This is a genomic window from Pseudomonas grandcourensis (genome assembly GCF_039909015.1).
In the GTDB taxonomy this organism is placed as follows: domain Bacteria; phylum Pseudomonadota; class Gammaproteobacteria; order Pseudomonadales; family Pseudomonadaceae; genus Aquipseudomonas; species Aquipseudomonas grandcourensis.
This window is the reverse complement of the sequence record NZ_CP150919.1, coordinates 3,561,876-3,575,198: the sequence shown is the minus strand read 5'-3', so window position 1 is coordinate 3,575,198 and position 13,323 is coordinate 3,561,876. Positions and strand designations below refer to the sequence as shown.

The 13,323-nt window shown below is 56.7% G+C and carries 13 protein-coding genes and 1 pseudogene; 7 read left to right on the top strand and 7 right to left on the bottom strand.

Annotated features, from left to right (window positions below; all coding sequences use genetic code 11):
* Positions 1 to 117 precede the first annotated feature (117 nt).
* Both AABM52_RS15925 and AABM52_RS15920 read left to right on the top strand, forming a co-directional pair.
* A complete protein-coding gene (locus tag AABM52_RS15925; protein ID WP_150757071.1) occupies positions 118 to 729 on the top strand; it encodes an FMN-dependent NADH-azoreductase in 612 nt (203 codons plus the stop codon).
* A gap of 168 nt (positions 730 to 897) precedes the next feature.
* On the top strand, positions 898 to 1,935 hold the full coding sequence (locus AABM52_RS15920; protein WP_347906713.1) for a dienelactone hydrolase: 1,038 nt from the start codon (positions 898 to 900) through the stop codon (positions 1,933 to 1,935).
* A gap of 604 nt (positions 1,936 to 2,539) precedes the next feature.
* Here the strand turns inward: AABM52_RS15920 and AABM52_RS15915 are convergent.
* The 4 genes and pseudogenes from AABM52_RS15915 to AABM52_RS15900 all read right to left on the bottom strand — a co-directional run bounded on the left by AABM52_RS15915 (position 2,540) and on the right by AABM52_RS15900 (position 6,999).
* Positions 2,540 to 3,736, bottom strand: a complete 1,197-nt coding sequence (locus tag AABM52_RS15915; RefSeq protein WP_347906711.1) for an MFS transporter — start codon at positions 3,734 to 3,736, stop codon at positions 2,540 to 2,542.
* 166 nt (positions 3,737 to 3,902) lie between these two features.
* A complete protein-coding gene (locus AABM52_RS15910; protein ID WP_347906710.1) occupies positions 3,903 to 5,489 on the bottom strand; it encodes an ABC-F family ATPase in 1,587 nt (528 codons plus the stop codon).
* Positions 5,473 to 5,718 (bottom strand): annotated as a pseudogene (locus AABM52_RS15905) (hypothetical protein); the annotation flags it as partial. The gene AABM52_RS15910 and the pseudogene AABM52_RS15905, both read right to left, overlap by 17 nt.
* 192 nt (positions 5,719 to 5,910) lie before the next feature.
* Complete coding sequence (locus AABM52_RS15900; RefSeq protein WP_347906708.1) at positions 5,911 to 6,999, bottom strand: acyltransferase; 1,089 nt, start codon at positions 6,997 to 6,999, stop codon at positions 5,911 to 5,913.
* Between the two features lie 444 nt (positions 7,000 to 7,443).
* Here AABM52_RS15900 and lpxO point away from each other — a divergent pair, with 444 nt between their 5' ends.
* The 3 genes from lpxO (at position 7,444) to AABM52_RS15885 (ending at position 10,149) form a co-directional block, all read left to right on the top strand.
* Positions 7,444 to 8,343, top strand: coding sequence for a lipid A hydroxylase LpxO (gene lpxO / locus AABM52_RS15895; protein ID WP_347906706.1), 900 nt, complete (start codon positions 7,444 to 7,446; stop codon positions 8,341 to 8,343).
* A gap of 241 nt (positions 8,344 to 8,584) precedes the next feature.
* Positions 8,585 to 8,932 (top strand): hypothetical protein, encoded by a 348-nt coding sequence (locus AABM52_RS15890; protein ID WP_347906704.1) that lies wholly within the window; start codon positions 8,585 to 8,587, stop codon positions 8,930 to 8,932.
* 65 nt (positions 8,933 to 8,997) lie between these two features.
* Positions 8,998 to 10,149, top strand: a complete 1,152-nt coding sequence (locus AABM52_RS15885; RefSeq protein WP_347906702.1) for a PQQ-dependent sugar dehydrogenase — start codon at positions 8,998 to 9,000, stop codon at positions 10,147 to 10,149.
* 60 nt (positions 10,150 to 10,209) lie between these two features.
* Here the strand turns inward: AABM52_RS15885 and AABM52_RS15880 are convergent, their stop codons facing one another.
* Positions 10,210 to 10,545 (bottom strand): DUF2834 domain-containing protein, encoded by a 336-nt coding sequence (locus AABM52_RS15880; RefSeq protein ID WP_347906700.1) that lies wholly within the window; start codon positions 10,543 to 10,545, stop codon positions 10,210 to 10,212.
* Between the two features lie 247 nt (positions 10,546 to 10,792).
* Here AABM52_RS15880 and ilvA point away from each other — a divergent pair, with 247 nt between their 5' ends.
* Complete coding sequence (ilvA, locus tag AABM52_RS15875) at positions 10,793 to 11,806, top strand: threonine ammonia-lyase, biosynthetic (protein WP_347906698.1); 1,014 nt, start codon at positions 10,793 to 10,795, stop codon at positions 11,804 to 11,806.
* Between the two features lie 51 nt (positions 11,807 to 11,857).
* Here the strand turns inward: ilvA and eco are convergent, their stop codons facing one another.
* Complete coding sequence (gene eco, locus AABM52_RS15870) at positions 11,858 to 12,340, bottom strand: serine protease inhibitor ecotin (RefSeq protein ID WP_347906696.1); 483 nt, start codon at positions 12,338 to 12,340, stop codon at positions 11,858 to 11,860.
* A 279-nt stretch (positions 12,341 to 12,619) separates the two neighbouring features.
* Here eco and AABM52_RS15865 point away from each other — a divergent pair, with 279 nt between their 5' ends.
* On the top strand, positions 12,620 to 12,886 hold the full coding sequence (locus AABM52_RS15865) for a DUF1652 domain-containing protein (RefSeq protein WP_347906694.1): 267 nt from the start codon (positions 12,620 to 12,622) through the stop codon (positions 12,884 to 12,886).
* Here the strand turns inward: AABM52_RS15865 and AABM52_RS15860 are convergent.
* Complete coding sequence (locus AABM52_RS15860; RefSeq protein WP_347906692.1) at positions 12,883 to 13,278, bottom strand: hypothetical protein; 396 nt, start codon at positions 13,276 to 13,278, stop codon at positions 12,883 to 12,885. The two genes, AABM52_RS15865 and AABM52_RS15860, sit on opposite strands and share 4 nt — an antisense overlap.
* Positions 13,279 to 13,323 lie beyond the last annotated feature (45 nt).

The window sequence follows — 13,323 nt, the reverse complement described above, 5'->3', positions numbered from 1 at the left end:
TGTTCTATCTGTGGGACGAACTATCGCATTGTTACTGTCTAATCAGCTATTGGTTTCGTGTGTAGGATTAGTCCCATCAGATCGCCCTTGTGGGCGATCCTCACTTGGAGATCCCACATGAAACTGCTGCATATCGATTCGAGCATCCTGGGCGACAACTCGGCTTCCCGTCAGTTGAGCGGTGAAGTCGTCAAAGCCTGGCAAGCCGCCGAGCCAACCGCCGTGGTGACCTACCGCGACCTCGCCGCCGACGCCATCAGCCACTTCTCCGCTACCACCCTGGTCGCCGCCGGCACCACCGCTGAACTGCGCAACGCCGCACAACAGCACGAAGCCGAACTGAGCGCCTCGACCCTGGCCGAATTCCTGGCTGCCGATGCCGTAGTGATTGCCGCACCGATGTACAACTTCACCATCCCGACTCAACTCAAAGCCTGGATCGACCGCATCGCGGTGGCCGGCCAGACCTTCCGTTACACCGAAGCCGGCCCTGAAGGCCTGTGCGGTGGCAAGAAAGTCGTGATCGTTTCGACCTCCGGCGGCATGCACGCCGGTCAGGCAACCGGTGTTGCCCACGAAGAGTATTTGAAGTTGCTGTTCGGTTTTATCGGCATCACCGACATCGAAATCGTCCGCGCTGAAGGCCTGGCTTACGGTGACGACGTGCGCAACAAGGCCATGAGTGCTGCCCACGCACAAATCAGCGAGCAGTTGTTCGCCGCTGCGTAAGGCTTGCGTAAAAGTAAGCAACCGTTCAGGTAAAGCCCAAAAAACTCTGTATTCTGGTTACGCAAGTACCAGCTACGGAGTTTTTTGTTTCTGGTCGTTTCAGATTGTGGCCCGACTTATGCAGTCCAGGGTGTACGTCTCAAGTCCGGTAACAAGGTGGGGCATCCCATGGTGCGTCTTTGTGCAACTTTACTGATTTGCCTGCTCTGCAGCCTGAATACAGTGCACGCCGCGCCTGCGCCGCATCCTCACTGGAGCGTCGGCTTCCATGAGATGACTTTTCTCGACCCGCTGGACCTGCAGCCGATGCGCGCCATCGCCTTCTATCCTTCCAGTGATCGGGAGCACACCAGCAAGCTCGAGGGTTACACCGTCGAAGCCGGGGAGGACATCAAGGTCGCCATCGGCCGGTTCCCGATGCTGATGCTGTCCCACGGCAACACCGGCACCCCCCTGGCCCTGCACGACCTTGCCACGTCACTGGCGCGCAAAGGCTTTGTCGTGGTGGCGGTGATTCACCCCGGTGACAACTCCAGGGACCACAGCCGACTCGGTACTTTGAGTAACCTGTACGGCCGGCCGATCCAGATTTCCGAAGCCATTACCGCGACCTTGGGCGACCGTATGCTGTCGCCGTTCGTCAATGCCGACCAGGTGGGGGTCATTGGCTATTCGGCCGGTGGCGAGACCGCATTGATTCTGTCCGGTGCGACCCCGGACCTGGATCGCCTGCGCCGATACTGTCAGGAGCGCCCGGATGACCGCGATGCCTGCAACACCCAGGGCGAATTGATTGTCGACCGCGACGACTTGCAGCCGGTGGCCGATCCTCGCGTCCACGCCTTGATGCTGATGGCGCCGTTGAGCCTGAAGTTCGGCCGCCACACCCTGGCTGATGTGCATGTGCCGGTGCTGCTTTACAGCGGTGATGGCGACAAGCTGGTGGCTGTCGACAAGAACGCCGCGGCACTGGCGCGCAAACTGCCGACAGCGCCTGACTTCAAGCTACTGGCCGGGGCAGGGCACTTCGTTTTCATGGCACCGTGCAATGACGAGCAGATCGTGATCATGCCGGCGCTGTGCACCGATGCCGACGGTGTCGATCGGCAAGACATACACCGCAATCTGAGCTCTGAAGCCGGAAGGTTCTTCTCGCGCACCCTGGGCAGGGCGACCCGGGCCGGGATGCAGACTGCCGATCAGTAAACTTGTGATCGGCGATCACTGCTTTCAATGACTTGTCGGCAAAATATCTTCCCATGTTTGAATTCGGGAAGATGGTTCGAAAACCGATTTAAAAACAATGAGACTGATTTTTTCAAAGCTGGAAAGTACCTGCGCTCAGCAGGCACTTTATATGGATAGGACTTCTGATTTTTGGACGGTCAAACCTATAGCGGGGTGGTCGTCTTGTTTGTAATTGAATGTGATACCTTACTGTTCGCAAGGTCTTCTGTCGGGTTTTCCGGACGCTGAGTGTTGCTCTTCAGTTGCTCGATACTGAACGGGCAGCACTCATCGCCGGGGCCGCTGATGTCATAGCAGACACCGTTGTGACAGATTTGCTGTACTGACTCTTGCGCATGTGCGTTGGAGTAAAGGGAAATCAACAGAGGCGGAACGAGAAGGGGCAGCGGTAATAGACGCATGTTAGTTCTCCTGCTTTTATAATTAAAGTGAGTTCAGCGCATGCGATTCTGCCTCTATCAATAATTTAAACAACGATAGCACTTTGAATTAATCTGTTCGGAGTGTTTAATCTTTGTTGTAAGTTGAAACGCATTGGTTGTTGTTTCTTTTTGATGTGTCTTTAATTCGTTGCGCTCGCGGATTTACGTGCCAGCAATAAAGTCAGCCCCAGGCCCGTCACCGACAACAACGCGGCACTGAAGAAAATCCACGCATAGCCCAGGTTCAACGCCACTGCGCCCATCAACGGGCCGGCGATGGCCAGCGCCAGGTCGAAAAATACCGCATAAGCACTCAGGCCCGCACCGCGGCTGGAGTTGGGCACCTGCTTGATGGCCTCGACACCCAGCGCCGGGTACACCAGGGAAAGGCCGAAGCCAGTCAGGCCGGCGCCAATAAGCGCGTACCCGGTCGACGGTGCCAGCCACAGCAGTACAAGGCCAACCGTCTCAATGCACATGCAGGCAATGGCCGACGTGAACCCGCCGAAACGACTGATGGCGGATATGAACAGCAGTCGCGACAGAATAAAACACACGCCGAACACCGTCAGGCAGTAGGCCGCACCAGTCCAGCCGCGATTGCCGTAATACAGGGTGATAAAGGTCGTCAGGGTGCCGTAGCCGATAGACGCCAGGCTCAGGCTTGCGCCAAACGGCGCAATGCGCCCGAACACCGCCCAGAACGGTAAACGCTCACCGCGCACCACCGGCACCGAAGGCTTGTTGCGAATCAGCACCAGTGCAGCCAAGGCCAGCAGCGACAGGGCAATGCCCAGGCTGGCGAAGCCGAGTTGTTGCACCATGACCACACCCAGCGGCGCACCAATGGCAATCGCGCCATAGGACGCGATGCCGTTCCAGGAAATCGACCGCGCGGTATGCTCGGCGCCCACCTGGCCCATGCACCAACTGATGGTGCCGACGCCGATCAGCCCTTGGGCGATCCCCAGCAGCAGGCGCCCGGCGATCAGGATCAGCAGGCTGAGCAAGGGAAAGCCTTGCAGCAGGGAAGACAGCCAGGTCAGCACGCCGCTGAGCACAATTCCCGACAAGCCATAGATGATTGCGCGCTTGGTGCCGACGCTGTCGGACATCCGCCCGGCCATGGGCCGGCTGAGCAGGGTGGCGAGGTATTGCGAGCCGATGGTCAGCCCGGCCACGATAGCGCTGAACCCGAGTTGTTCGTGGACATAACCCGGCAATACCGCGATCGGCAAACCTATGCAGAGGAACGCAATGAAGGTATAGAAAACGATGGAGACGATCTGCAGGGTGATCGCCATGGAGCTTTGGGGGGCGGCTTGCTGCGCAGACATGAGAGCTCGTTCGCGGGCGGCGGTGGGAGATCTGCATCATGGCGCGGCGTAGGGATAAAAGAAAGCAGGCTAACGATTAAAAGATCGCAGCCTCTAAATGCAAAAAGCCCCGTCACACGGACAGGGCTTTTCATTTGAAGCTTGCAGCTAAAGGCCTGTAGCTGCCTTAGAACACCACACCCTGGCTGCGCAGGTAGTCGTCATAGGTGCCGCTGAAGTCGGTCACGCCGTTAGGGCTCAACTCGATGATGCGGGTGGCCAGGGACGATACGAACTCACGGTCGTGGCTGACGAAGATCAGCGTGCCCGGGTAGTTTTCCAACGCCAGGTTCAGCGCCTCGATGGATTCCATGTCCAGGTGGTTGGTCGGTTCGTCCATCACCAGAACGTTCGGCTTTTGCAGGATCAGCTTGCCGAACAGCATACGGCCTTGCTCACCACCGGAGATGACCTTGACCGACTTGAGGATCTCGTCGTTGGAGAACAGCATGCGGCCCAGGGTGCCACGGATGATCTGCTCGCCCTGAGTCCACTGGCCCATCCAGTCGAACAGGCTGATGTCGTCTTCGAAGTCATGGGAGTGGTCCTGGGCGTAGTAGCCCAGCTCCGCGCTTTCGGTCCACTTCACGGAACCGGCGTCCGGGGCCAGCTCGCTCATCAGGGTGCGCAGCAGGGTGGTCTTGCCGATACCGTTCGGGCCGATGATCGCCACGCGCTCACCGGCTTCGACGGTGAAACTGAAGTTCTTGAACAGGGTCTTGCCGTCGAAGCCCTTGGACATCTGCTCGATGGTCACGGCCTGGCGGTGCAGCTTCTTGGTCTGTTCGAAGCGGATGAACGGGCTCACGCGGCTCGAAGGCTTGACTTCGGCCAGCTGGATCTTGTCGATCTGCTTGGCGCGGGAAGTGGCCTGCTTGGCTTTCGAGGCGTTTGCCGAGAAGCGGCTGACGAAGGTTTGCAGTTCGGAGATCTGGGCTTTCTTCTTGGCGTTATCCGACAGCAGTTGCTCGCGGGACTGGGTCGCCGCGGTCATGTACTCGTCGTAGTTGCCCGGGAACAGACGCAGCTCGCCGTAGTCCAGGTCGGCCATGTGGGTGCAGACGCTGTTGAGGAAGTGACGGTCGTGGGAAATGATGATCATGGTGCTGTTGCGCGCCTTGAGGATCGTTTCCAGCCAGCGAATGGTGTTGATGTCCAGGTGGTTGGTCGGTTCGTCGAGCAACAGCACTTCAGGATCGGAGAACAATGCCTGGGCCAGCAATACCCGCAGTTTCCAGCCTGGAGCCACTTCGGACATCGGGCCGAAATGCTGTTCCAGGGGAATACCCAGGCCCAGCAGCAGTTCGCCGGCGCGGGATTCGGCGGTGTAGCCGTCCATTTCGGCGAATTCGGTTTCCAGTTCGGCCACGGCCATGCCGTCTTCTTCGCTCATTTCCGGCAGCGAATAGATGCGGTCGCGCTCGGCCTTGACCTTCCACAGCTCTTCGTGACCCATGATCACGGTGTCGATCACGGTGAATTCTTCGTAGGCGAACTGGTCCTGGCGCAATTTACCCAGGCGCACGTTCGGCTCCAGCATGACCTGGCCACCGGACGGCTCGAGGTCGTCGCCGAGGATCTTCATGAAGGTCGACTTGCCGCAACCGTTGGCGCCGATCAGGCCGTAACGGTTGCCACCGTTGAACTTGACCGAAACGTTTTCGAAGAGCGGCTTGGCGCCGAACTGCATAGTGATGTTAGCTGTGGAGATCAATTACCTTACCTATCAATGATTTAGAGCTGGTGTTTTTTGCCTGATATCGATTCGATACCACTCTGGAGCGTTTCCAGCTCCCCCAGTCTGAGCTTGAGTTGAGCCAACGCGCATAGGTCGTCAGCAACATTTGGACGCTGTGGCCAAGCTGCTGAGCGATGAATGCGGGGTTCAGGTTGGACTTTGAGCATATTGTCGCATAAGTATGACGGCAGTTGTACGGCGCTCGATAAGGCAACTCAGCCCGTTTAGAGGTAGCGCCGGTATTGGGGCGCTCCTCGACGACACGCGCAGCAACGAGCAACGGATGTCAACCTGGCGATTCATCAGACCATTGGCATGCATTCGTTGCGCAGCATAGTGAAAATCGGTTCCACCCTGATTTACTGGTTGGCAATTGGCGGACCTGATAGGACCCTTTTTAAAGCTCCTGCGTGGTACAAGTTGCTGTCTTGGGAGTGGATAGTCGATGGAGTTTTTTCGCAAGCGTTGAGCCGTATTTCGAGCAGTTTTTTTCAATCAGCATCCACGAAGCGTAACCCAATATACAGCAGATGATCATTGCACTTATCTGGTTGAATATAATGCCTTGCGCTGAAAAATAGGCTGCAAGAAGCTGTTGGACGGGGAAACCCCAAAGATAGATCCCGTAGGATATATCAGATTTCATTTTTAGTTTGATTATGAGGGTGAGGCTTGAAAGATAAAGTATTGAAACAAATAGTGCGGAATAAAACAGGTAGGGAACAATTGAGGAGTTGTTTATCAGGAAATAGAGGATCCACAGTCCCGAGGCGACGTGAAGATTTATATGTATATGGTCTTTAAGTAAGGCAAGGATTGCACCGGCAGCAAAGCACGGAGCTAGCATGACGGCTAATTTGGAAGATGGAAGAAATGAAAGTTTAAGGTACTCTGGCAGAAAAGGAGTGGCGGCAATAATCAAAAATATTGAAATTGCAATCCATTTGCTTTTGGACGCTCCCAGCATGAAGAACGCGAGAAGAGTCGTATAAGCCGCTATTTCATAGGGTATTGTCCATAGTGAACCATTGACCGCAGACTTGAAAAAATTTGATTCAAACACCCCTGGAAGTGAATGAGTAATAGACATTGTAATATTGTTGGTTACATATTTAAGCGTGGCGGGGTCTTGAAAATATTGATCGATTGGTAGTGTGGTAACTATTGGCCCTATTATCGTAGCGGTTACCACTACTGTGAATATCAAGGCCGGCCAGATGCGGAACGCTCTGGCTATAATAAAGTCTATGGGGGACCGCTTTGAAAGGAGGCTGTTAGTGACGACCAATCCACTAAGAAAGAAAAATACATTTACCGCGAGTGATCCTGAGTAATCGAATTTAAGAAGTCGGGCAATGAAGTCTGTGTCTGCACTACTGTGCGGAACGAGCGCATAGGCGTGACCATAAATAACCATGCACGCGGCTATAACACGGAAAATATCGAGATTATTATTGTCCCTGCTCAGCAAGGTAGAGAGCTTCATTTTTTTTGTCCTGCTTCACGCTGTTGGTCGATTTTTTTCGAGATTTTATGCATTTTGAATGATATTGCTACTTCTTTGTATGACGGGTGGAGTTCAAGTTAGATGTTTTCATCGAGTTTTCCGTTAACTCTAAATAAATCTTGGGGAGTTGCGTGTTGCGAGCCGAGCGAGAGCCGAGATTTTCCAGTTCATCTCGATCCTTTACGATCAGGCAGCGAGGCCACTGCGACGGGGTGACCGCGGCAGGGGCAAATTTTCACAGATGATAGCTAACAATTGGTTACAGATGGTGGCTAAAATGCCATCTTTCACCTTTGCCGACATTCGGCAGTGCTCAAGGACGGGCGCCGGACCGCTGTATCGTTTTCATGCGCTACACAAGGCCCTGGACCGTTGACCTGCAGGGTAGAGCAATTTGTTCACTTCTGATGTGTGACGATTTCCGTGAAACTGATCATTGCCGTTATCTACGTTGTCTCTATTGCGTATGTCCACCTGCGTGGCCGAGTGCGCCACAAGCTGGGTCGCCAGTTGAGTGATCATTCGACGTTCCTGGCACCGATCAATTGCTTTCTTTACCTGTTTTCGAAAATCCCTAACAAACCGTATCTCGATCCGGCTGACTTTCCCGACCTGAGCCCGCTGCAGGCGCACTGGGAAGAAATTCGTGCCGAAGGCCAGAACTTGCTTCGCGCCGGCGAGATCAAGCGTTCGAACCAATACGATGACGTCGGTTTCAACTCGTTTTTCAAGACCGGCTGGAAGCGCTTCTATCTGAAGTGGTACGGCGATAGCCATCCGTCGGCCATGAAACTCTGCCCGCGCACCACCGAACTGGTACAGGGCATTGGCTCGATCAAGGCGGCGATGTTCGCCGAGTTGCCACCGGGCTCCAGACTGGTGCGCCATCGCGACCCGTATGCAGGTTCGTACCGTTATCACCTCGGACTGGACACACCCAACGCTGAAGGTTGCTATATCAATGTCGATGGCCAGGACTACCATTGGCGCGATGGTGAAGCGGTGATGTTCGATGAGACCTACATTCATTACGCAGAGAACACCACGCCGCACAACCGCATCATTTTGTTCTGCGACGTCGAGCGGCCGATGAAGCATCAGTGGGCTGCGGCATTCAATCGCTGGTTCAGCCGCACTGTCATGTCGGCGGCAGGCGCACCGAACGAGGACGGGGACCGGACCGGCGGGCTCAACCGACTGTTCAGCAAGGTCTACAAGGTACGCCTGCGTGCCAAGGACCTGAAAAAGCGCAACCGCAAGCTTTACTACCTTGAAAAGTGGTCGATCTTTGCCGGGTTGCTGGTGGTGTTCATTCTGATCTGAGCCGGGTGTTCGGGCGGCAGGCCTCATCGCGGGCAAGTCACGCTCCCACAGGTTTTGAGCCAACCACAAATGTCATGAATGCCCACCCCTTCAAGTCTAAACATACAAGCGAGCCTGCTCGTGAAGAGGCCCGGTCAACGTCGTATTACATTGTGCCGGGGAGTTTTTGGTTAACAAATCCGAACCTCGGGCGTAGCGTGGTATCGAAGTCCTTATCCACGCGGACGCAGAGAGGCACCCCATGAACCGATACGTGTTTGGCGTCATTGCACTGGCCTTGAGTGGCGTACTAGGCCCTTTGGTCCAGGCCGATGTCTCTGCTTCGTTGCAGTTGGCCCAGAACCTGCCGGGCAGTACCCGAAACAATCCTTACAACAGTCCGATTCACCGGGCCAATCCCAACAGCATGCAAGGCACCCAACCCAGTGCCCCGGCCATACGCGGGCCCAATACCGTGCCGGTTCCGCGCCCGCCGACGCTGGACAACGGAGGCATCGGTAATCGCTACCCCGACCGGACAGCGCCCGCCAGCCCACCGACATTCATTCCCAATCCACCCCCACGAGAGACCGGTACCAGCAACCGATGAGTGGCAGGCATGACGTATGACAGCTACTTTTCAGCAAGCTTTTTTCATCAGAAAAGGAATCCTGCATGTTGCGTAAAAACCTGTTGGCAACCCTCTGTGCCGGCGCATTGATCAGCATCACAGTCCCTGTGCTTGCAGCGCCGGCCCAGACGATGAAAAGCGAAGAAGGCACCCTTGAGGTCACGCCCGTTGTGACGGGGCTTGAGCACCCCTGGGCCCTGGCATTCTTGCCGGATCGTAAAAACATGCTGGTGACCGAACGGCCCGGCAACCTGCGGGTGGTGACCGCCGACGGCAAACTGTCGGCACCGCTCAATGGCGTCCCCACAGTCTGGGCCAAGGGGCAGGGTGGATTGCTCGATGTGGCGTTGTCGCCCGATTTCAAACAGGACCGGATGGTCTATCTGTCCTATGCAGAAGGTGATGGTAAGGGAGACAAGGCCGGCACTGCGGTGGGCCGCGGCCGGCTCTCCGACGATATGACGGCGCTCAAGGATTTCCAGGTGATCCTGCGTCAGGAACCCAAACTCTCGGTCGGCAACCATTTTGGCTCGCGACTGGTGTTTGATCGCGACGGCTATCTGTTCGTGACCCTGGGGGAAAACAACGACCGCCTGACCGCCCAGGACCTCGACAAGCTGCAAGGCAAAGTGGTTCGCATCTACCCGGACGGTACGGTGCCCAAGGACAACCCCTTTGTCGGCCAGGCCAACGTACGCCCGGAGATCTGGTCCTACGGGCAACGCAACCCGCAAGGCGCAGCGCTCAACCCGTGGAACGGCACGCTGTGGGAAAACGAACACGGCCCTCTGGGCGGCGATGAAATCAACATCATCGAGCGCGGCAAGAATTACGGTTGGCCGCTGGCGACCCATGGCATCAACTACTCAGGTCAACCGATTCCCGAAGCCAAAGGTGAAACCGCCGAAGGCACCGTTGCCCCGAACCACGTCTGGGAAAAATCCCCGGGCCTGAGTGGCATGGCGTTCTACGATGCCGATCGTTTCAAGGCCTGGCAGCGCAACGTGTTTATCGGCGCGTTGGTCAGTCAGGAGCTGATCCGCCTGGAGTTCGATGGCGACAAGGTGATCCACGAGGAGCGCTTGCTTGGGGAGTTGAAACAACGCATCCGCGATGTGCGGCAGGGGCCGGACGGCTACTTGTATGTATTGACCGATGAGGAAAACGGCGGGTTATACAAGGTGGGTTTGAAATAACCTGCCGTTGGCGAGTTCTGCAGCCGCGATAGCAATGTCAAGCCCCATCATTGGGACGGGTCAGACCTGCCGAGTCGCGGCAACCGATCTCTTCTGATCCTGAAACCCGCGTACCACCAGATACAACAATGGCCCAATCGAAACAAACACTGCGGTGATCAGCAGATAAGGCACCACAGAAACCACCGACTGCCCGCGTTTTCGCGCATCCTGATACATCCAGAGCCCCGCCAGTGTTGCCAGCAGGTAAAGATCGATCACCACCTGCGCGGTATTGGGGCGTGACATCAGGCTGATGCCGAAGTCGATCAGCGATTGTTCGGCCTGGAGCATCACTGAAACCGTGTAGCCGGTAAAAGCGATCAAGGCGATAAGGGGCAGGGCGATGGCCTTCATGTTTTCCTTCCTTGGGCAATGAATAGAACCAGTAGCCTATAGCGACCACCGCAAACTTGCCATTGACTTGCCATCAACGTACGGCTAATTTCGAGCCATGACTTCTACCGTATTGCGCTGCCAGCCAAGCATTATTACCGCCATTCCTCATTTGGCGGGCTAGCTCACGACTGCAGCACCCAACCCGCCCTGGAGGCGGGTTTTTACTTTCTGTCTCCCGATCCCCGAATAATGTCAGGAGACGACCATGAGTTTTACGACCGACCAGCAAAGCCTGCTTGAACACTACGTCAAAAAAATCCTTGCCGCGCCGGTCTATGAACTAGCCGTGCGCACGCCGTTGCAACCGGCGCCGGCCTTGTCCGAAGCCTTGGGCAACCAGATCCTGCTCAAGCGCGAAGACCTGCAACCGACCTTTTCCTTCAAGATCCGCGGTGCCTACAACAAGCTGGTGCAACTGAGCGAGACGCAAAAGGCTCGTGGCGTGGTCACGGCTTCTGCCGGCAATCATGCGCAGGGTGTGGCGCTGGCGGCGCGGGAACTGGGGATCAACGCCACCATCGTCATGCCCTGCACGACGCCGCAACTCAAGGTCATCGGGGTACGCAGTCGCGGCGCCGATGCGGTGTTGCACGGCGAAAGTTTTCCGTTTGCACTGGCCTATGCACTGGATCTGGCCGGGGAAACCGGTCGCACCTTTGTATCGCCCTTCGACGACCCGGAGGTGATCGCGGGGCAAGGCACTGTGGCCATGGAGATCCTGCGCCAGTATCAGGGGCCGCTGGACGCGATCTTCGTGCCGGTGGGCGGCGGCGGGCTGATCGCGGGTATCGCCGCTTACGTCAAATACCTGCGGCCGGAAGTTCGCATCATTGGCGTCGAGTCAGAACATTCCGCGTGCCTGCAAGCGGCGATGCATGCCGGCGAACGGGTCGTGCTGCCGAGCGTCGGCACCTTCGCCGATGGGGTGGCGGTGGCGCAGATCGGCGCTTACGGTTTCGAGGTCTGCCGGTTTTGCGTCGATGAGGTAATGACGGTCAGCAACGATGAGCTTTGCGCTGCGATCAAGAATATCTACGACGATACCCGCTCGATCACCGAACCTTCCGGCGCGTTGGCCGTTGCCGGGATCAAGAAGTACGTCGCACAGACCGGTGCCTTGGGGCAGACACTGGTGGCGATCGACTCGGGTGCCAATATCAACTTCGACAGCCTGGGGCACGTGGCCGAGCGCGCCGCGTTGAGTGGCACCCCGGCATGATGCATGGGCCGGTCGACAGCGGGCACCGCGAGCGTCCGCCGGATGGCCGGGTTATTCCTGCACGGCTTTCTCGACCTTGGTCGAGGCCGACCAGATCCGATAGCGCACTTCGATGTCCTTGGGCACGTACAGCACAAGCGGCAACTTGCTGTTGTAACGCAGCAGGAAACCGTCACCGACCACCGGTACAAAACCCTGCTTGCTGGTGCCCGCCGGGCAGGCCATCAGCGTGCTCATCGGGCCAATGACTTTTTCCAGGCGATAGAACGGATACCCCCAACCCTCGAGGTTCTTCTCCTCGAGAATGCCGCCCAGACGCGGGTTGTTGCAGTCGACAGTCATGGTCTTGCCAGCCAGGATCTCGACCTGGAAGTCGTTCTCCCGAGTCTGTGGCGCGAGGTGGATCACCTGGCGGGTAAACCCGCTTTCTGCTTTCGGATAGGGTGCGGTGTCTTCGAGTTTGGTGGCGTGCGCTACGCCGGCAAGCCCCAGTGCGAACAGCGCTGTGCAAGCGTTAACGGTCAACGAATTCATGATGCCTCCTTGCTTGAAGTGAAGGGCGGCATTTTCACTGTCATGTGCAGTGAATGCAAACCCGGGATGCCCGGTGCGCAAATTGCAGGGACGCCAGGGTCTATAATTGCAAATTGCATGACAGGCTTTACAGGTAACTCGTCCGGACTCTTGAATTGCCGATGAACTGCACAACGAAGTTCAGGGTATGTTTTATGCTGTAGCTGTCCTTGAAGCTTGCCGGGATTTCAAATGAGCAAGCAAAGATCGTCGAGCAGTCTCACAAAGGAGGGAGTCGCCATGTTTCTTTCTGCCTTGGAAATTCGCAATATCATCGAAAGCAGTTTTCTACCCAAGCGCTGCCAGTGCACCCTGTCACCGGACCTGTCGATGACCGTCAAGGTCTATGCAGACGGGCAAACCGATCAGCTCGATCTATTGGTCACAGGCATCGATGCCTCCGGGCTCAATGGTTGTCGGGAAATCAACGAGTTGATTGCCCAACTGCGTTCCAGACAACATCACGGCGAGGTCGAACCGCACTCCATGCTGGGCAAAGCGCTCTAGCCTGCTGTTTCGAGTTCGACGGACACGCGCCGGGTCTGGAAGAACGCCAGGCCCAGCGCCAGTTCAACCCCGACCGCCAGCAAAATGCCCGGCCCGACATGGCCGTCGAGCCATTCGACAAAACCCAGCACAGCCAATCCCCAACAGCCGACGACGAAGCCGAGGCTCAGCGCATTGCGGGTTGCGCAAGGGGGCTCGTTGCGAACCAGAAAAGAGATCACGCTCAACGCCCCAAACAGCACGGCGGTACGTCGCGCGACCAATCCCGCCGCGAATGAAAACTCGATATCCCAGAACGATAATAACCATTGCGGTGCAAAGCCCCAAACCAGGCTCAGCAAAAGACATAAGGCGGCGGTAAACGTCGACAGCGTGCGAAACGACAACTGCATGGCCAATCCTTGCGGGCAGAGAGGGAGGCGCTAGAGCATAGCGCC

Excerpts from the sequence above, each read along its gene's own strand:
- AABM52_RS15900 (WP_347906708.1), bottom strand. The coding sequence starts at position 6,999 with ATGAAGCTCTCTACCTTGCTGAGCAGGGACAATAATAATCTCGATATT.
- AABM52_RS15925 (WP_150757071.1), top strand. The coding sequence starts at position 118 with ATGAAACTGCTGCATATCGATTCGAGCATCCTGGGCGACAACTCGGCT.
- AABM52_RS15860 (WP_347906692.1), bottom strand. The coding sequence starts at position 13,278 with ATGCAGTTGTCGTTTCGCACGCTGTCGACGTTTACCGCCGCCTTATGT.
- ilvA (WP_347906698.1), top strand. The coding sequence starts at position 10,793 with ATGAGTTTTACGACCGACCAGCAAAGCCTGCTTGAACACTACGTCAAA.
- AABM52_RS15865 (WP_347906694.1), top strand. The coding sequence starts at position 12,620 with ATGTTTCTTTCTGCCTTGGAAATTCGCAATATCATCGAAAGCAGTTTT.
- AABM52_RS15885 (WP_347906702.1), top strand. The coding sequence starts at position 8,998 with ATGTTGCGTAAAAACCTGTTGGCAACCCTCTGTGCCGGCGCATTGATC.
- AABM52_RS15915 (WP_347906711.1), bottom strand. The coding sequence starts at position 3,736 with ATGTCTGCGCAGCAAGCCGCCCCCCAAAGCTCCATGGCGATCACCCTG.
- AABM52_RS15890 (WP_347906704.1), top strand. The coding sequence starts at position 8,585 with ATGAACCGATACGTGTTTGGCGTCATTGCACTGGCCTTGAGTGGCGTA.
- AABM52_RS15880 (WP_347906700.1), bottom strand. The coding sequence starts at position 10,545 with ATGAAGGCCATCGCCCTGCCCCTTATCGCCTTGATCGCTTTTACCGGC.
- eco (WP_347906696.1), bottom strand. The coding sequence starts at position 12,340 with ATGAATTCGTTGACCGTTAACGCTTGCACAGCGCTGTTCGCACTGGGG.
- AABM52_RS15920 (WP_347906713.1), top strand. The coding sequence starts at position 898 with ATGGTGCGTCTTTGTGCAACTTTACTGATTTGCCTGCTCTGCAGCCTG.